This window comes from Bradyrhizobium sp. HKCCYLRH3059 (genome assembly GCF_051168035.1).
Lineage (GTDB): Bacteria > Pseudomonadota > Alphaproteobacteria > Rhizobiales > Xanthobacteraceae > Bradyrhizobium.
Genome location: NZ_JBNPUF010000017.1, coordinates 1 through 17,567, shown reverse-complemented (window position 1 = coordinate 17,567; position 17,567 = coordinate 1). Strand labels below are relative to the sequence as shown.

The following is a 17,567-nucleotide window of genomic DNA, read 5'->3' as shown; positions in this document are numbered from 1 at the left end:
CCACCGCAGGCGTGGCGACGTCGATGGCGTCGTGGTCGTTGATTGATGCCAACCAACGCGGTATCGCTGATGCTCCGGTTCTGACGTTCCTTCGAAGACGCAGCCCGCACGCTGGTTGAATGTCGGATCCGCGACACTGAATGATCCGGATCTTCGATCCGGCCGGGGGAGGCAGGCACGTGGCTCGATTGCTCATCGTCGAGGACCATCCGCTGTTTCGGGAGGCGCTGGAGAGCGCGATCCGCGCCGCTCTGGCTGATGCCGAGATGTGCGAGGCGACGTCCGTCGACATGGCCGTCGGGCTTCTTTCATCTCCGCCGAGATTCGACCTGATCCTGCTCGACCTCTCGACACCCGGAACGACCGGACTCTCCGGCGTCATCCGCATCCGCAAGACCGCGCCGCGCACACCGATCCTGGTGGTTTCCGCGCATCGGGACCCGGACCTCGTCGCCCATGTTCTCGCGCTGGGTGTCTCCGGCTACATCTCGAAGTCGACTTCGAAGCAGCAACTTGCCGACGCGATCAAGGCCGTGCTGCGGGGCGAGGTCCATGTTGAAGGCGGCTCCCTCTGCGCCAGTGCGCGCCGTGGCCGACTTCCTGCTCAGGACCTCCTGAAGCGTCTTCACGAGCTGACGCCGCAGCAACTGCGCGTGCTCGACCTGATCCGCCGCGGACTGCAGAACAAGCAGATCGCCTATGAGCTCGGGATCTGCGAGACGACGGTGAAGGTCCACGTCTCGGAGATCCTGCGCAAGCTTCGCGTCATGAGCAGGACCAAGGCCATCATCGAGATGGAAAAGATCGACTTCGTGAACCTCATCGGCGAGCCGCGCACGCCGGCTCGGGCAAACGGCGCTGAGGCGCTCAAGACAGCAAGAACGACAACAGCGCGCGAAGCTCCGCAGGCCTGACCGGCTTGGTCAAGATCTCGAGCCCGTATTGGCTTGCTTCCCTGGCTGCGTCTTCGGAATAGTCGGCCGTCACGATCATGGCCGCAACATCTCGGCCGAGGAATTGCCTGATGTCCCGGATGGCGGCAAGCCCGCTCTCGTCGCCATCCAGGTGGAGATCCGCGATGATCGTCTCGGGGACCGCCCCGAGCGCACTCAAACGCTGCAAAGCGTCATTCAGCGACGCCGTCGCCACGACGTCGCAGCCCCATTTTTCCAACAGACTGACCATGGCCTCGGCGGTGGCCAGGTCGTTTTCGATCAGCAGGATCTTGGCGCCTTCGAGCCCGCCATAGTCGTGGTCGACGTGATCCGCAGGATGCGGATCCGGCAGTACGGCTGCCGGGTCGGCGCGGTCGAGCTCGAGCTTGAATGTGGACCCATGTCCAACCCGCGAAGCCAGCCCGACCTCATGGTCCAATGCCTTGGCGAAGCGGCGGACGATCGACAGGCCCAGCCCGAAGCCGGCTTGATCCTCGGCGCTCGGCTGACCGCGCTGGAATTCGAGAAAGATCGCTTCTTGTTGCGGTTTGGGAATGCCCGGGCCGGTGTCGTGGACCTCGATGCGAACCCGGCCTGCTCCCGGCCCCGGCCGGCATCCCATGACGACGCCGCCTCGCCGCGTGTAGCGCAGAGAGTTGGCGAGGAGGTTCTGCAAGATGCGCCGCAGCATCATGGCATCCGAGACCACGGCGATCGAGCACGGACAAATGCGCAGGGACAACCCGCGTTTGGCCGCGATCGGGGCGAATTCGCGTTCGAGCGGCTCGAACAGGGTCGAAAGCAGAACGGGCCTGACATCGGGGCGCAGGGCTCCGGCATCGAGCTTGGCAATCTCCAGCAGGGATCGCAGCAGATCCTCGAGCATGGCCAGCGAATGGTCGACCTGGCCGACCATGGCCGTTCCGCGATCGGACGAGACTTCGTCCGCCAAGGTCGAGAGCGTGAGCCGCGCGGCGTTGAGCGGCTGAAGCAGATCATGCGTAACGGAGATGAGAACCGAGGATTTCAGGGAGCTGGCCGCTTCAGCCTGCTGCTTGGCCCGAAAGAGGTCCTTGTTGGCGGTTTCGATCGAACGCAGCGCATCACGCAGCTGGCGCGTCCGCTCGCGCACCTGCTGATCGAGCGCGATCGCCGTTTCGAACAGCGAGAACGCATTGAACTGCTGGTCCATCGAGCGTTCGACCCGGGACATCAGCGCGGCGTTGATCTTCCTGAGCTTGGCCGCCTCGCGCTGCAGGTCTTCCGGAGACCCCGCGGCGGTCATGGCTGCGCCGCTCCACGTTTGCCGATCGCGACCCCGGTCAGCGTCTGATTGACGTGCATTGAACCGTACTGCTCGCCATAGGTATGGAATCCGACGATCCGGTTGTCGCGATAGAGATCGGACATTTCCCGCGCAAACTGATGCTGCTCTGCGTCAAGACGCCTGAGGATGCACTCGAAACCGATGAAGATCGAGACCTCGCCGATCTCGTCGCGGACCTCGGCCAGCATCTCGCGGGCGGCCGCCACGGAGTTGCGTGACCTCGCCGCCGTCAGCACCATTCCTTCGTCGATCGCGCAGAAGAACCGGAGCGAGCCGTCAGGGCTGACGCGCTGAATCGAGCGCGCGAAATAGGAGCCTCCCACGCGCACCAGGACCGGATGGGCCGCAAACAGGAACGGGTCGAGCTCGGAATCGGCTATTCCGATCGCGCGACAATATTCCTCCGCCGCCGGCTCGGCATTGAGCTGCTTGACGATACGCTGCTCGAGATCGGCCTCCGTCACCACCATCTTGGTCGAGGTCGGCTCGAAATTGTCGCATTTGAACAGCCGGAACGGCAATGACGTCCCGATCAGGATCAGCACGGCCATGTCCGTGTGGGCCTTGCCGTCGTGAAAGACCCAGGTGCGCTCGAACCGCAGACCGTCGCCGGCCGACCCGCCAACCAGGGGAATATTGTCGAGCGAGGCGTAGATCGCCGACATGATCGCCTCTTCGCGCTGGCACATGCCGTCGATCAGGACGAGCCCGAATACGCCGTCGTCGTCGCGACCACCGTGCCGCGAGAGGTCCTGCCTCATCTGGTTGCCGAGGCGACGTCCTTCATCGACGCGAAAGCCCGACAACCCGAAGATGGGCTGTGCGAATACCGTGAAATCCTCGGCGGCAAATCCGAGAGCGACGACGCTGTTGTCGTCCCAGCCATCGGGCGACAGCTCTCCGGCCGTCGTACAGCCGTATACGGGGACGTCCGCAAGACGGGTCGTCACCTCCACCATGAACTCGTTTGGATCGTAGTGGGGCGACAGGAAGATCAGCACCATCGCCAACCCCTCGGCCGGCAACTGGCCGCAGATGTCGGCCGCCGCAGCGGCCTCCGTCGCAGCCTTGGACTTTGCAGCAGTCACGCCAGACGGACGCGGGGGCCGAGGATCGGCGTCTCCCATCGGGCACCTCCCAGAACGACACTTTGGTTTGTTGGCGATCGTTCGTTTTTTTAGAAGATTAAGCCAATTGAGCAGCAACGGCAACCGCGCGGCTTGATCCAGGACAAGGACTTGGGCCGGGCTGTCGTCCGATCATCTGCGCGGATCTGCTCACCGGCATGGCCCGGGGGCTGGCCCGCGCCCGCTCCGGATCGAATAGGGAAAGATTTCGCATGCTCCGCCGCATCGCTCTTGTCGCCGTTCTCGCCAGCCTGGCACCGAGCGCCCGCGCGCTCGACGGAAATCCGGTCGCCGGGAAGAGCATCTTCCAGCGCATCTGCCAGAACTGCCACTCTGCCGAGATCGGCGTCAACAAGGTCGGCCCGAGCCTCTGGAACATCGTTGGACGGCAGCCAGCGGCTGTGCCGGACTACGCCTATTCGGAGAGCATGAAAAAGAACAATGCGCCTTGGACCGCGACGGCACTGGATGCCTATATCGCCGATCCTCGCGGGAACGTTCACGGCGTCAAGATGTATTTCAAAGGATTGGCGGACGCGAAGGAGCGGGCCGACGTCGTCGCCTATCTGTCGACTCTGAAATAGCGTAGCCGGGGAAGCTGGCGACTTTGCCGACGCTGCAGGCCGCGCCGTTGGAAAAGAGCCGCTCACCGATTACGACTGGCATCGTTGGCGCGCTGGCCCAGGGCATCATCGCTATGAGCGGGTTGGGTGTCGGGCCGGCGTTTCTGCAAGCGGTTGTGAGGCTGCGGGTACCAGGCATGTCACGATGAGCTTGGATCACCCTTCTTTCGAAGCGAAAGCTTCAGGGCGACGCCCCCAATTCTCGAATCCTCGATCCACAGTCGGCCATCATAGAGGCTGGTCAGGTCGCGGGCGATCGCCAGACCGAGCCCAGTGCCGGGCTTCGCGTCGTCAAGTCTCGTGCCCACGTCGAACACGCGCATTCGATGCTCGACTGGAATGCCGGGCCCGTCGTCCTCAACCGTGATCAAGACGGTGCTGTCGAGATCCTCGATCGAAATCACGACGCGGTCACGTGCCCATTTAGCCGCATTGTCGAGCAGGTTGCCGATGAGTTCGGTCAGATCGTTGGTGTCGCAGGCAACGACGACGTCGGCTGCTCCTTCGACTTCGAATCGCCGGTCGTGCCCTGGGCTGAATCGCGAATAGGTATTGATGACGCTCCTCAAGACGTCTGCGACGACCGCAAACGCACCTGCATTCGCGATCGTGGAGGCCTTTGCGCGCGCCGTCTGGTAGTCGATGAGCAGCGCCATTCGCGAGCACTGCTCCGACAGAATCTGAGCGTGGATCTCCTGACCGGACGCTTTCAGCCGTGCTGCCTCCTCGTCGAGAATTGCCAGAGGTGTCTTCAGCGCGTGTGCAAAACTTCCTGCGAGTACGCGAGCGCGATCGACCATGTTGAGATTTGCCGCAATCATTCCGTTCAGCTCGGTGACGAGCGGCATGATTTCCTCCGGCAGGTCCTCAGGCAGCCTTGAGGTCTTGCCGCTACGCACGTCCACGATGGCGCGACTCATGCGCTGGAGCGGCCGCAGGCCGTAAGCGACCTGAGCGTAGGCGGTGCCAACCATGGCGAGGGCCATGATACCAAGCGTCGCTATCAGCGTCAGATTGAGGTGCTGCATCTCGTCACTAATCAGTCGCTCGTCTGCACCGACACGGATTTCGACGGGTTGCCCGAGGCGAGACGGCTCGCTGATGTTTCGGACCATGCGCATCGGCCCGGTCGGTCCCTCCACACTAAGCGCCGTGGAGGAGGGCAGGGAACCCTCGCGACTCTGGTCGGGCGTGAATGAAAGGAAAAGGTCATCCTGCAACGACGGCGAGCGCGCGCTTTCGCCGTTCTGCAGGATGACCTGCCAATACATTCCGGACCGGGCAGGGGAGAAACGCGGATCGCTCAGATCGCGGGCGATGAACAGCCGCTGCGTGGCGTCGAGTTCCACGAGATCGGCGAGCTCGCGGGCGTGATCCAGCAGGTCATGATCGAAGTGGGCCTCGACGACACGGCGAATGACGATCGAGAGCCCGAGCCCGCTGGCGAACAAGACGATGGAAATCCAGATCGCGGCGACCGCGAGCATCCGGGCTCGGAAGTTGCGGCTGAACATTGCTCTACCCGAAGCGATATCCCATGCCTCTGACGGTGCGAATGCAGTCACGCCCCAGCTTTCTCCTGAGCCGGGCAATGTAGACTTCGACCGTATTGGAGTCGCGATGGTCGCTGCTCGGATAGATGTGCTCCAGCAGCTCGGTCTGCGACACGATATGATCGGCGCGGCGCATGAGGAGTTCGAGAACGCGCAACTCGAGTGCAGTCAGGTCGACGATCTCCCCGTCCTTCTTGACCAGGCCGGCCGCCGCGTTGAATTCGATCTGCCGGAGGCGGAGCACGGCGTCCGGTCTGCTGGAGACCCGACGGAGCAGCGATTTGACCCGCGCGACGAGCTCCTGCGCCTTGAAGGGCTTTTCGAGATAGTCGTCCGCGCCCGCGTTCAGGCCGTTGACACGCTCGACCCAGCCGCTGCGGGCGGACAGGATCAGCACCGGCAGCGTGTGCCCGGTATGACGCCAGCGTTGCAGCACGTCGAGGCCCGAAATGCACGGCAGTCCGAGGTCGAGCACCGCGGCATCATAGGGCTGGCTGTTGCCCAGCATCCAGCCCTGCTTGCCATCGGTGGCGAGATCCGCCTCGAAACCGGCATCGGCCAGGCTTTCCCTGATGCGCTCCGCGTAGATGGGCTCGTCCTCTATGAGCAGAATGCGCATTGCCATTCCTCCGGTTGCCGAACGGGTTCCGACGATGCGGACACGCTGATCGGGCCTCGAACGCTATGGATTGATCCCGAGCTCTCTGGCTGCGTCAGCGATGCGCGTGCGCTCCGGGACGTCCTCCGCAAAGACCGACAATGCGCGTTGCAGCGACTGTTTCGCCGCCTCGACATCGCCCAGTACCACCCGCGAGCGGATCAACTTGATCCAGCCTTCTGCATCGCGCGGTGATTGCTCGAGTCGGCTCGCAAGGCCATCCACCATGCCCCGGATCATGAGGTTGCGGTCCTGTGTGGACATGCTTTCCGCCTTGCGAATGTCCTCGGCGCGGGGGCCGCGCGGCTCCGCCGGCTCGGTCGCGGAGGTCTTGCCGGAGCGCAGGAGTTCCTGCATGCGCTCGGCGGACAGGTTCGGTCGGGCAGGCGATGGCGAGCCGTCATCCTCTCCGAGCTCGCGACGAAGCGCGCCGAGCCGCTGCTTGAGATCGGGCAGCCACGGCTCGTTCGGATCGGCCTCCGATACGATCGCCGTCCAGTCGGCCATCGCACCCCGTTTGTCTCCCTCCTGTTCTTTCACGACGCCGATGAAGAAGCGGGCGCGCGCGTCCTTGGGATCCAGTTTGAGTGCTTCGTCGAAGTCCGCGCGGGCTGCGGACGTGACGGTGCCGTCCGCGGCCCGCACCAGCGCTTCGCCGCGTGCGCTGCGGTATTCTGCCGAGCCTGGCCGCAGCTCCATTGCGCGCGCATAGGCCTGTGCCGCCTCTGCAAAGCGCTCGATGTTGAACAGCGACCAGCCCAGCAGCCGCCATCCGTCGGCATCCTTGGGATTCCGCTCCAGTCTGGTCTGGACACGCTGGATCATCTCTTCGACCGGCGGCAGTCCGCTGCTCTGCTGCGGTCGGTCGCGACCGTCCTGGCCGGTCATCTGCTCCAGCGAGGCAATGGCCTGGGTGCCGGCGTCGGATCGCGCCTCGCCAACCGACCTCGCCGTGGTGCTGCTGGCGGTCTGGCCCGGTCCGGCCGCGGGGACATCCGGATTTCCGACGACCGCATACAGACCGACGGAGCCGAACACCACCGTCAGCGTGACGACACTGAGCGCAAATTTTCGTTCGGAGCTGGTGAGGGAGGGCGCCGATGGCTGTTCGGCGGCGGCTGCGGCGAGAATGCGCCGCTTGATCTCGCTGGCCGCGTTCTCGCCATCCGACTTGTCGATCAGGCCGCGTGCGGTTTCGTTCTCGATCTCGCGGAGCTGGTCGTGGTGGACGGCAAGTCCCTGAGCCGAAGCCAACCGTCTCCGCTCGTAGCTGCGGATGAATGGCGTCGATATGAGCACGGCGGCCACGGAAATCATCGCCGTCAGGATCAGCCACAGCATCATGAAAGGCTCCGTCGATCGAGGATCGCCTCGATGGCTTCGAGTTCGTCGGCGTTGAGCGGAGCGACGTGCTCCGCCTCGGGCGCACTCGCATTGGCTGCCGCCCGGCGCACGTAGCGGCCGAAGCCGACGATGGCCGTGAGCAGGGCGAGCAGGGGACCGATCCACAGCGCGATGGTATTCCACTGCAAGGGAGGCTTGAGCAGGACGAAGTTGCCGTAGCGTGCGACCAGGAAGTCCACCGCCTGCCGGTCGCTGTCGCCGGCCTGCAGGCGATCGCGCAGCAGCACCCTCAGATCATGCGCCAATGGAGCGTTCGAGTCGTCAATGCTCTGATTTTGACAAACGACGCAGCGCAGCTCCTGGCCCAGCGCGCGCGCGCGCGCCTCCAGTCCCTCGTCGCGCAACATTTCGTCGGGAAGCACCGCACGAGATGGCGACCATGTCGCCGTCAGCACGAGCGAGCTGACGAGCAGCGCTTCGGCCGCGCGCTTGATCCGCCGGCAGTTCATGACTCGCTCCTGAGTGCCTTCAGCAGAGGTTCGAAATCGTCACGCCATACATCTTCGGTCAGCGGGCCGGGATAGCGGAAGCGGATGCGGCCGGCCCGATCGATCACGAAGGTTTCGGGAACGCCGGTCACGCCAAGATCGATGCCGGCCCGGCCGGACTCATCGGAGCCGACACGGGCATAGGGACTGCCATGCTTGGCAAGCCAACGTTTGCCGTCGTTCCGATCGTCCTTCCAGTTCAGCCCATAGATCGGGATCGCGGAGCTCTCTGCGAGCTTGAGCAGCATGGGATGCTCGACGCGGCATCCGGGGCACCAGGATGCGAAAACGTTGAGCAGGACCACGTCGCCCTGCAGGTCGGTATTGGCAAGACCGCCGCTCTTGCCGTCGAGCGACGCGAGCTGGAAACGCGGCGTCGGCTTGTCGATCAGGGTCGAGGGCATTCGCTGCGGATCGTTGGTCAGGCTGAAAGCCAGTCCAGCGGCCAGTGCGGCGAAAGCCACGAGAGGTATGAGATAGGGGAGGCGCGGCATATCTCGTCCTATTCAGCAGGAACGGCAGTCGGTACGGCCCGCATCGCCCGTCGCGGAGCACCGACACGAAATCTCCGGTCGGCCAGCGAGATGAAGCCGCCGAAAGCCATCATCAGTGCGCCGATCCAGACCAGCGGCACCAGAGGGTGATAGTAGCAGCGCACCGCCCACGCGCCCTTGTCGTCGGGATCACCGAGCGTCACGTAGACGTTCCAGATCAGGTTGGTTCGAATGCCGGCGGCGGTCGTCTGCTGCTGTCTGACGGGATAGAAGCGGCGCTCGCTGGAAAGCTGCGTGAACGGCTTGCCGTTCCGCGTGATGTCGAACGTGCCACGCTCGGCTTCGTAGTTGGGGCCTGGAAATTTTCCGATCGAGCGCAGCTTGATGTCGTAGCCCGCGAGCTGCAGGCTCTGGCCCGGCCGCAGCATCTGCACCTTCTCGCTGGCCCACGCGGTCATCCCGGTAATGCCTGCGACGGTGACGCCCATTCCCGCATGGGCCAGCACCAGGCCGTAGACCGCGAGCGGGGTGGTGCGCGCGAGGTTGAGCGAGGTCGCCAAGGGAGTCGTCATGCCGAGGCGGACGCGATGAGCCAGCACCATCAGCGAGCCGATCACGAGCCAGACGGCGATGCCGAAGAAGAACGCAACCAGGAAACGCTGTCCGAACGTCGCGACGAGGATCGCGACGGCAATGAATGCCGCAAGTCCCCCGGCCAGGCGGAGTCGTTGCAGGGCCGCAACGAGGAGATCGCGCTTCCATTTCAGAACCGGGCCGATCACCATGGCAAGCAGCAGCGGAACCATGATCGGAACGAACGTCAAGTTGTAGTAGGGAGGACCGACGGAGATCTTGTCGTTTCCGAGCATGTCGACGAGGAGCGGGTAGAACGTGCCGAGAAACACGGTGGCCACGGCTGCCGTGAGCAGCACATTGTTGAGGACGAGGCCGCTCTCGCGGCTGACGGCTGCGAACAGCGCACCGTGCTTCAGGCTTGGGGCCCTGATCGCATACAGCGTCAACGCCCCGCCGGTCGCCACCAGGATGAGCGCCAGGATGAATGCGCCACGCGACGGGTCCTGTGCGAAGGCATGAACGCTGGTGAGCACGCCGGACCTCACCAGGAAAGTCCCGATCAGGCTCAATGAGAAGGTCACGATCCCCAGCAGGATCGTCCAGCTCTGGAGGGCGCTCCGTCGTTCGACCACCAGGGCGGAATGCAGGAGCGCAGTCCCCGCAAGCCACGGCATGAAGGAGGCGTTCTCGACGGGGTCCCAGAACCACCAGCCGCCCCAGCCGAGCGTGTAGTACGCCCATGCGCTGCCCAGCGTGATTCCAATCGTGAGAAAGCACCAGGCCGCGAGCACCCACGGTCGGACCCAGCGGGCCCAGCTGGCATCGACCTTTCCCTCGATCAGCGCGGCGACCGAGAACGAGAACGCCATCGAGAAGCCGACGTAACCCAGATACAGAAACGGTGGATGAAAGGCGAGGCCAGGATCCTGCAAAATCGGATTCAGTCCGTTGCCTTCGAGGGGAGCATCGACCAGCCGCGCGAACGGATTCGACGTCGAGACGATGAACGCCAGAAAGCCGAGGCCGATCATGCCGTGCACGCCGAGAACGTTGCTCTGCAGCCGCTCCGGAAGGTTCGTTCCGAACAATGCAACTGCCGCGCCGAACAAGGAGAGGATCAGGACCCACAGCAGCATGGATCCCTCATGGTTTCCCCAGACTCCGGAGACCTTGTAGAGCAGCGGCTTCAGCGTGTGCGAATTCGCTGCGACGACCTGGACTGAAAAGTCGGAGTGGACGAACAGCGACGTCAGGCATGCGAATGCGATCGCGACGAACAGAAACTGAGTCAAGGCAGCGTGACGAACGAAGCCGGCGATCATCGCGGATTGGCGGCGCAGCGCTGCGAACGGAACGATCGACTGCACCAGCGATACGAGGAGCGCGAGAATGAGCGCAAACGATCCGACCTCCGCTGTCATGTGGTATCTCCGACTGCAGCGGATATTCCTGCAGCTAACTATCAAGTGTCTGTGATGCGCCGACAATCAATGCGCCGAATGAGGCATCATTCGTACGGAATGATGATGATCCATCGACGTGCATCGTAGTGTAACTGCAACTCATTCGCACTCACGGCCGGAGAACGGTATCATCGGGGCGTCTTGGTACTTAGTGTTATATTCGTTGAGATATAGCGTGCGAATCATCTGCCGCGCCGTCGAGCAGCGAACGCGACGTCGACCGCATGATAGGCAGGGTGGCGAAACGAAATCGTCCGCTATTCCAGAAGCTTGGCGATATCGCCGTGACCGCTGGCAGCGGCGATGTCGGTGGCACGTTCGCGGCGCTTGTTCCTCAACTGCTTTTCGGCACCGGCGGCGAGAAGGCTGTGCGCAATGCCGATATTCCCCTCATGGGCCGCCATCATCAGCGCGCTCATGCCCTGGCCGTTGCGCATGTTCGGGTCGGCCTTGCGCCTGAGAAGCTCACTGACGACATCCGCAAGCCCGGCGCGCGCGGCGAGGATGAGAGCGGTATTTCCGCCTCTTGTCGCGCGTTTCGGGTCGGCCCCATGGTCCAACAGAAGCAGCGAGGCCGCGGCGCTGCGGCCCTCGATGGCATTCAGCAACGGCGTCTTGTCGTCGGTGTCCGCGCGGTTGACGTCCGCACCTGCGCGGATCAGTTGTCCGATCGCGTGCGTATTGCCATTGCCGGCCGCGTGCCAGAGTGCGGTGCGGCCCTGCCCATCGGCGGCGTTGAGGTCGGATCTCTGAACGAGTTGCCGATCGAGCGGGCCATTTGGGCACGACGCGACCGCGATCATGAGTGGGGTCCGGCCGTCTGCCAACGCGGGCAGACTGCCGGAGGCGCCGTCGAGGAGCGCGGCGATAGCGGCGCCGTTGCAGCGGCTGAGCGCCATCAGTAGTGCGGTCGCGCCATCTGCACGCGCTGCAGACGGGTCGGCCGCCTTGGTCAGCAGCAGTCTGATGATGTCTCCATGATCCTTGTCCGCTGCCAGCATCAATGGCGTGTCGCCGCGCCGGTTGCTGGTGTTCGGATTGGCTCCCGAGGCGAGCAGGAGCTCCACCAGCCGAAGATGCCCGGCGGCCGCGGCGATCGCCAGAGGCGTATCGCCGTCCTCGTTGACCGCGTTGACGTCAGCCTTCGCAGCGATGAGCTGGCGCATCGGATCGAACTGGCCCCGCAGGGCGGCGTCGATGATGGCCGGATGGCCGTTTCGCATGGCGGCCTGCGCATCGAGCGTTGGGGGCGGCCTGCGCGCAGCTTCGCGCGCCGGCTCCCCGGCGCGCGGGCGCGCATTTCGGTTGACCATGTCGGCCAGCAACTGCTCGGCGGGCTGATAGCCGGCCGCCGCCGACTTGCGTAGCCAGTCCCGCGCCCGGTCGGGATCGGCCGGCGTTCCGCGGCCCGCAAGCCACATCGCTGCGACATTATACTGCGCCTTGACGTGTCCCTTCCTTGCGCTTGCCTCCATCCATTTGAACGCCAGCGTGTCGTCTGCTCTGGTGCCGAGACCGGCGCGGTAAAGTGATGCAAGCCGGTACTGCGCCTCCGGATTGCCGGCGCTGGCGGCGCGCTCGAGCAGCTTCAGTGCGTCCTCGGGATGTCCGGCGCGGATCGCGGCATCGGCCGCCTGGCTCGCGGATGCTTCCGAGCTCACGCCGGCCGGCGTTTCGCCGGCCGGGGCGACCGACGGCACGGTCGAGCCGACGAGACAGATCAGGGGGATGATGACGTGAGAGGACTTAAGCCGTGCCATATTTCGTCTCGACCTCGATACCCATGCTCTTCAGGAATGCGGTGGGCAGAATGCCGCCCACGCACACGATGACGGCATCGTTTCGGATCGTGCTCGTGCTGCCATTGGCATCGATCTCGACGTCGTCACCGCCGATCCGTTTGACTGACGAATTGTAGATGACGCGGAGCCGGCCCGATTGGGCGGCTGCTTCCGTCCGTTGACGGTTCTTCAGCTTGGCGCGACCGAACGACTCGCTGCGATGCGACAGGGTCACCGTCGTTCCAGGCTCATCGGCGATGGAGCATGCGGCTTCCAATGCAGCGTCGCCGCCGCCGACGACGAGCACGTGCTGGCCGCGATACTGCTCGGGGTCGACCAGTCGATAGACGACCTTGGTCTGCTCTTCGCCTGGAGCCTCCAGCTTGCGCGGCGTTCCGCGGCGCCCGATCGCCAGGAGCACGGCATGCGTTCTGTAGCTGCCGCGGTTCGTCCTGACGTCGAAGCCTTCTCCGACTCGGGTGACGGCCTCGACGCGCTCGCCGACGTTCACCTTGAGGCGGGACTTGCGCACGATGCTCATGAAGAAGGCGATCAACTGCTCCTTGCTGAGCTCTCTGAAGTTGAACTTGCCCGCGAGCGGCAGCGTGAAAGGTGCCGTCATCACCAGCTTGCCGCGGGGAAAGTGCGCGACGGTGCCGCCGAGCGAGTCCTGCTCGAGCGTGACGAAGCGCAGCCGATGCTGCAGGCAGGCGAGACTGGCGGAGAGACCGGCCGGACCGCAGCCGACGACCACCACGTCGAGCATATCGGACTTGCCGATGTTCTTGACCTTGCGGACGGAGTCGATCGCCTGGCGTCCCTGCTCGATGGCGTTGCGGACCAGCCCCATCCCGCCGAGCTCCCCGGCGATGAAAATGCCGGGCACGTTGGTCTGGAACGCTTCATCCACGTTCGGAATGTCGATGCCGCGCGTTTCGGTGCCGAACACCAGCGTGATGGCGTTCACGGGGCACACCGCCTTGCAGGCGCCGTGTCCGATGCAATGCGAAGGCTCGACCAGCGACGCCTTGCCGCCGATCAGGCCGAGAATGTCGCCCTCCGGACACGCCCTGACGCATGAGCCACAGCCGATGCACAAGGCAGGATCGATGATCGGATGGAGCGATGCCGGCTCGAGAAGACCGGCGTCCTTGGCGGCCGAGAGCTTCGCGACGCTCTTTATTTCCTTCCGCTTGCGCACGGCCATGTAAGTGGCCCAGACGCCGAGCATTGGCGCGGCGTAGACAATCAGGAGATCGATCGCCATGTCGTCTCTCTCTTTCTTACGAACTAACAGCGGAAGATAGAGAGTCGCCGACCGCGAACTCCGCGTGAAAAGGTCGGATGCGGTGCTAGATGCAAATTCCTCTCAAGAGATGCCGACATAGAAATTCCAGAATGATCTGACGTCTTGGAGACCAGGATTGGATCATTCGTTGAACAGATGCCGTCGGCGGAAATATGGCTCGCACTGATTTCGGACTAATGACGTCGGTGTCGGAAGACGGAGAGGGTTGTTGCAAGTGGTTATCACTAAGTTCTCTCTCGACTGAGATCCGGGGCTCCGCGAACGGGTCTGGCTTCCGCCGATCCGGCATTCGGGATTCACAGGAAACGTCGAGGTCATGAGCAGAGCAGCGGTCGCTCGCGCGAGCGGCAATCCTCTTCGAGGAACCATTCCGGTCGTCATCACGGTCATCGTCCTCGGAGCGATTGCCGTCGGGTGGCTGCAGAAGGAGGAGGAGTATATTACGCCGGGCTCCGGCACCGGATACTGGCTCGGGATCTACGGCAGCGTCGCCATGCTGTCGCTGCTGGCCTATTCGATGCGTAAGCGCTTCAAGTCGCTGCGCGGCATCGGCTCGGTGCCGTTCTGGTTCAGGACCCACATGCTGCTCGGCGTCATTGGTCCCGTGCTCATCCTATTCCATGCGAATTTCCAACTGGGGGCGCTCAACAGCAACGTGGCATTCTTCACCATGCTGATCGTGGCGATCAGCGGCGTGATCGGCCGTTACATCTATGGCAAGATCCATATGGGCCTCCATGGCGGGAGAGCGCGTGTCAAGGAGCTGCTCGCCGAGGCCGAGGCAATGCGAACGGAGCTCGGTGAGGAGATGCAGGCCGTCTCGTTCGTGTCGCGGGAGCTGGCTGCCTTCAGCAAGGGGCTCGACAACAAGGTGCCGCGAACTGCGCTGGGCAGCCTGCGGACCGGCGCGGTCATCGCAGCGCGGACGAGACGGCTGCGCGCCAATGTGGTTGCGGAAGCGCGCCGGCTCATTCGCGCCGAAGCCAAGCGCGCGCGATGGTCGTGGTCCGAGCGACGGCGTCGCGAGAAGCGAATCGAGGAGGTGGTGCGGCGTTACGCCGCCGCAGTGCGCAAGGCCGCTGAGCTGACGTTCTTCGAACGATTGTTTTCGCTGTGGCATGTGCTTCATCTGCCGCTGTTTTTTCTCATGCTGCTGGCGGGCGTCGTTCATGTCTGGGCCGTCCATCACTATTGACGGAGTTGCGTGATGCGGTGGCGTGTTGCGGTCGTTGTCGCCGTCCTGGCCGGCGTTGCCATGCTGTCGGCCGGAGTTCGAGCACAGACGTTGCTGGAAAAGCTGGTCATGCCCGGCCCGCTGGCCGAGAAGCATGCCAAGCTCGAGAGCGAATGCGGAAAGTGCCACGAAGCCTATACCCGGAAGGCACAGTCGGGCCTCTGCCTCGATTGCCACAAGGAGATTGCCGTCGATCGCAGGCAGCGTGAGCGCCTGCACGGACGTGACCAGGCGGCGCTGAGCCAGGAGTGCAGGCAGTGTCACACCGACCACAAGGGGCGTGGAACCGACATCGTCCAACTCGACAAGGAAACCTTCAACCACGACATGACGAACTACCGGCTGGTCGATGCGCACAAGACCGTGCCTTGTGCGGGATGTCACGTCGCGAAGGTGAAGTTCCGCAACACGCCCTCGACCTGCTTCGAGTGTCACAAGGCGCTCGATCCGCATCGCGGCCGGCTTGGTGAACGCTGCGAGAACTGCCACACGGCGGTGAAATGGCGCGCGACCAAGGAGTTCGACCACACGAAGACCCGGTTTCCCCTCGTGGGCGCCCACAAGTCGGTCGCTTGTGCGACGTGCCACTCCGGCGAGCAATACAAGGATCTGCAGACGTCGTGCGGCTCATGCCACCGTCTTCAGGACGTCCATGGCGGCCGCTTCGGCGACAAGTGCGAGACGTGTCACGATCAGGAGAAATGGAAGACGGTCCGCTTCAATCACGACAAGACCCGCTTCCCGCTGCGAAATGCGCATGCCAAGGTGAAGTGTGAGAGCTGCCATACGGGTGATCTCTATCGGGACAAGCTCGCGACGTCATGCGTGTCCTGTCACCGCAAGCAGGATCCGCATCAGGGCAAGCTCGGCGAACGCTGCGAGACGTGCCATAGCGATGCGGGCTGGCGGAAGAAGCTCTCCTTCGATCACGAGATTACGCGTTTTCCGTTGATAGGTCTGCACAAGTCGGTGCCTTGCGAGGAGTGCCACCGGACGCCGACCTACAAGAATACGCCGATGGCCTGCGAGAGCTGCCACAAGGATTTCCACCAGGGGAAACTCGGAGGGCGGTGCGCCAGCTGTCACAATCCGAATGGGTGGCGGCTTTGGCGTTTCGATCACGCGCGGCAGACACGATTCCCGCTGGTCGGTGTCCACCAGAAGATCACGTGCGAGGCCTGTCACAAGGCCAAGTCGCCGCCGGATCTGAAGTTGCCGATGGATTGCTTCAGCTGTCATCGCAGCTCGGACGTGCACAATGGCACCTTCGGTCAGACGTGCGAGCGCTGCCATGTCGCAACGGGATGGCGCAACGTTCAGATCAGGAACTGATTCGAACGGCTGCGTTGGCCGCACACGGCGTCTGAGATGGTGTCGAGCTGACATCGGCTCGCAGCGGCTATCAGTTCGCATGCAGATCAATGGCTTGCGTGATGAGCTTGCGGGACCATTGCGCGCGCGCGACGTCAGAAACCTTAACCTCCATTCAGCTTGAGTTCAGCTTGGCCCAGTTTTGGGCCAGCTTTGCGCGTCTCTGGAAGCCCTGTCGTAGGCGTAGCGAAGGCTGCGTGATCTGGCCGATGACTCCGTCGTCGCCCGATCGATGCAGCGCTCGATCAAGGGAGCACGGAGCGTTCCGAGTATTCGGTGGCTGGGGAAGACGTGCCGCCGGGCCGTAGGGGAAATCCGCAAGGGTGTCTTGGATTTGTCGGGGCGACCGCCGAGCAGCGGACGCTCAACGGTCTCGGCTGGATTGGGGTCGGCCGGTCTCCGTCGGATGTCCGGCTGGCGATCGAGTCGAGAGTGAAGAGCGGAGTTGGAGTTGAGCAGCTGCTACAGCAAGCTGGGGCTGGTGGCGCGAGCCTCGCACCGTATGGTGCAGTGGCTGCTCGCCTGTATGCTGCTCGCTCTCGTGTTGGCAGGGCATGCCGCCGCGCAGAGCTCATTCGACCATGTCTCGACAGGTTTTCCGCTGACCGGAAGCCATGTCGGGGTGGAGTGCTCGTCCTGTCACGTCGGCGGGCGGTTCAAGGGCACGCAGACGCAGTGCGCCAGTTGCCACAACGGCGCGCAGACGGCGGGCATGTCGGTCAACCACCCGATGTCCACGAGGCGATGCGAGAGCTGCCACCAGACCTCGACATGGAAGGACGTTCGGGCGATCGATCATACCCAGGCGAAGGCGTCATGTACGACCTGCCATAACGGCGTGATGGCACGGGGCAAGTCGAAGGATCACATCACGACGGCGGCGCCATGCGATGTGTGCCACAGGTCGACGGCGAGCTTTCGCATCAGAATGAAGATGGACCACGCCGGCATCGTCGCCGGTTGCGCCAACTGTCACAACGGGACGACGGCGCGCGGCAAGTCCAGCAACCATCTCCAGACCAATCTGCCGTGCGAGTCCTGTCACACCAGCACGGCGAGCTTCGGCGGCGCGGCGTTCAAGCACGCCGCGACCGACACCAACTGCGCGACCTGCCACAACAGCAAGACCGCGCAGGGCATGACGACACCGCCGCACATCCCGACCGGGACGCTGCAGTGCTCGAACTGCCACAGCAACACCGCGGCGAGCTTCACGACCTACAC

14 protein-coding genes and 1 pseudogene are annotated in these 17,567 nt (G+C 63.7%); 5 read left to right on the top strand and 10 right to left on the bottom strand.

Annotated elements, in window-relative coordinates; all coding sequences use genetic code 11:
• Positions 1 to 179 precede the first annotated feature (179 nt).
• The gene (locus ACQR13_RS31840) at positions 180 to 914 is read left to right on the top strand and encodes a response regulator transcription factor (protein WP_315717727.1); all 735 of its coding nucleotides are present in this window, start codon (positions 180 to 182) and stop codon (positions 912 to 914) included.
• Here ACQR13_RS31840 and ACQR13_RS31835 read toward each other — a convergent pair.
• The gene (locus ACQR13_RS31835) at positions 868 to 2,220 is read right to left on the bottom strand and encodes a hybrid sensor histidine kinase/response regulator (RefSeq protein ID WP_315717728.1); all 1,353 of its coding nucleotides are present in this window, start codon (positions 2,218 to 2,220) and stop codon (positions 868 to 870) included. The genes ACQR13_RS31840 and ACQR13_RS31835 overlap by 47 nt on opposite strands.
• The gene (locus ACQR13_RS31830; RefSeq protein ID WP_315754759.1) at positions 2,217 to 3,389 is read right to left on the bottom strand and encodes an FIST N-terminal domain-containing protein; all 1,173 of its coding nucleotides are present in this window, start codon (positions 3,387 to 3,389) and stop codon (positions 2,217 to 2,219) included. Before ACQR13_RS31830 ends, ACQR13_RS31835 begins: the two co-directional genes overlap by 4 nt.
• Positions 3,390 to 3,601: 212 nt before the next feature.
• Here ACQR13_RS31830 and ACQR13_RS31825 point away from each other — a divergent pair, with 212 nt between their 5' ends.
• Positions 3,602 to 3,973: a c-type cytochrome gene (locus ACQR13_RS31825; RefSeq protein ID WP_315754757.1), complete on the top strand. Its 372-nt coding sequence runs from the start codon at positions 3,602 to 3,604 to the stop codon at positions 3,971 to 3,973.
• A gap of 179 nt (positions 3,974 to 4,152) precedes the next feature.
• On the opposite strand, the gene ACQR13_RS31820 is transcribed toward ACQR13_RS31825, so the two are convergent.
• The 8 genes from ACQR13_RS31820 to ACQR13_RS31785 form a co-directional block, all read right to left on the bottom strand.
• Entirely contained in the window at positions 4,153 to 5,526 is a 1,374-nt protein-coding gene (locus tag ACQR13_RS31820; RefSeq protein WP_316170824.1) for a HAMP domain-containing sensor histidine kinase, read from the bottom strand.
• A gap of 4 nt (positions 5,527 to 5,530) precedes the next feature.
• On the bottom strand, positions 5,531 to 6,184 hold the full coding sequence (locus ACQR13_RS31815; protein ID WP_315717732.1) for a response regulator transcription factor: 654 nt from the start codon (positions 6,182 to 6,184) through the stop codon (positions 5,531 to 5,533).
• Between the two features lie 63 nt (positions 6,185 to 6,247).
• On the bottom strand, positions 6,248 to 7,567 hold the full coding sequence (gene ccmI / locus ACQR13_RS31810; protein ID WP_316165074.1) for a c-type cytochrome biogenesis protein CcmI: 1,320 nt from the start codon (positions 7,565 to 7,567) through the stop codon (positions 6,248 to 6,250).
• On the bottom strand, positions 7,564 to 8,076 hold the full coding sequence (locus ACQR13_RS31805; protein WP_434863565.1) for a cytochrome c-type biogenesis protein: 513 nt from the start codon (positions 8,074 to 8,076) through the stop codon (positions 7,564 to 7,566). Before ACQR13_RS31805 ends, ccmI begins: the two co-directional genes overlap by 4 nt.
• Complete coding sequence (locus ACQR13_RS31800) at positions 8,073 to 8,609, bottom strand: DsbE family thiol:disulfide interchange protein (RefSeq protein ID WP_315754748.1); 537 nt, start codon at positions 8,607 to 8,609, stop codon at positions 8,073 to 8,075. Before ACQR13_RS31800 ends, ACQR13_RS31805 begins: the two co-directional genes overlap by 4 nt.
• Positions 8,610 to 8,617: 8 nt before the next feature.
• On the bottom strand, positions 8,618 to 10,606 hold the full coding sequence (locus ACQR13_RS31795; protein WP_315717736.1) for a heme lyase CcmF/NrfE family subunit: 1,989 nt from the start codon (positions 10,604 to 10,606) through the stop codon (positions 8,618 to 8,620).
• Positions 10,607 to 10,905: 299 nt separating this feature from the next.
• On the bottom strand, positions 10,906 to 12,348 hold the full coding sequence (locus tag ACQR13_RS31790; RefSeq protein WP_316217534.1) for an ankyrin repeat domain-containing protein: 1,443 nt from the start codon (positions 12,346 to 12,348) through the stop codon (positions 10,906 to 10,908).
• Between the two features lie 46 nt (positions 12,349 to 12,394).
• Positions 12,395 to 13,696 carry an NAD(P)-binding domain-containing protein gene (locus ACQR13_RS31785; RefSeq protein ID WP_315827886.1) on the bottom strand — a complete coding sequence of 434 codons (1,302 nt, stop codon included), beginning with the start codon at positions 13,694 to 13,696 and terminating at the stop codon, positions 12,395 to 12,397.
• A gap of 358 nt (positions 13,697 to 14,054) precedes the next feature.
• On the opposite strand from ACQR13_RS31785, the gene ACQR13_RS31780 reads away from it, so the two are divergent.
• From ACQR13_RS31780 to ACQR13_RS31770, 3 genes and pseudogenes are all read left to right on the top strand, one after another.
• Entirely contained in the window at positions 14,055 to 14,933 is an 879-nt protein-coding gene (locus ACQR13_RS31780) for a pyridine nucleotide-disulfide oxidoreductase (RefSeq protein WP_316165079.1), read from the top strand.
• A 12-nt stretch (positions 14,934 to 14,945) separates the two neighbouring features.
• Positions 14,946 to 16,304: a cytochrome c3 family protein gene (locus ACQR13_RS31775; protein WP_434863564.1), complete on the top strand. Its 1,359-nt coding sequence runs from the start codon at positions 14,946 to 14,948 to the stop codon at positions 16,302 to 16,304.
• A gap of 490 nt (positions 16,305 to 16,794) precedes the next feature.
• A pseudogene (locus ACQR13_RS31770) lies at positions 16,795 to 17,567 on the top strand (hypothetical protein); the annotation flags it as partial.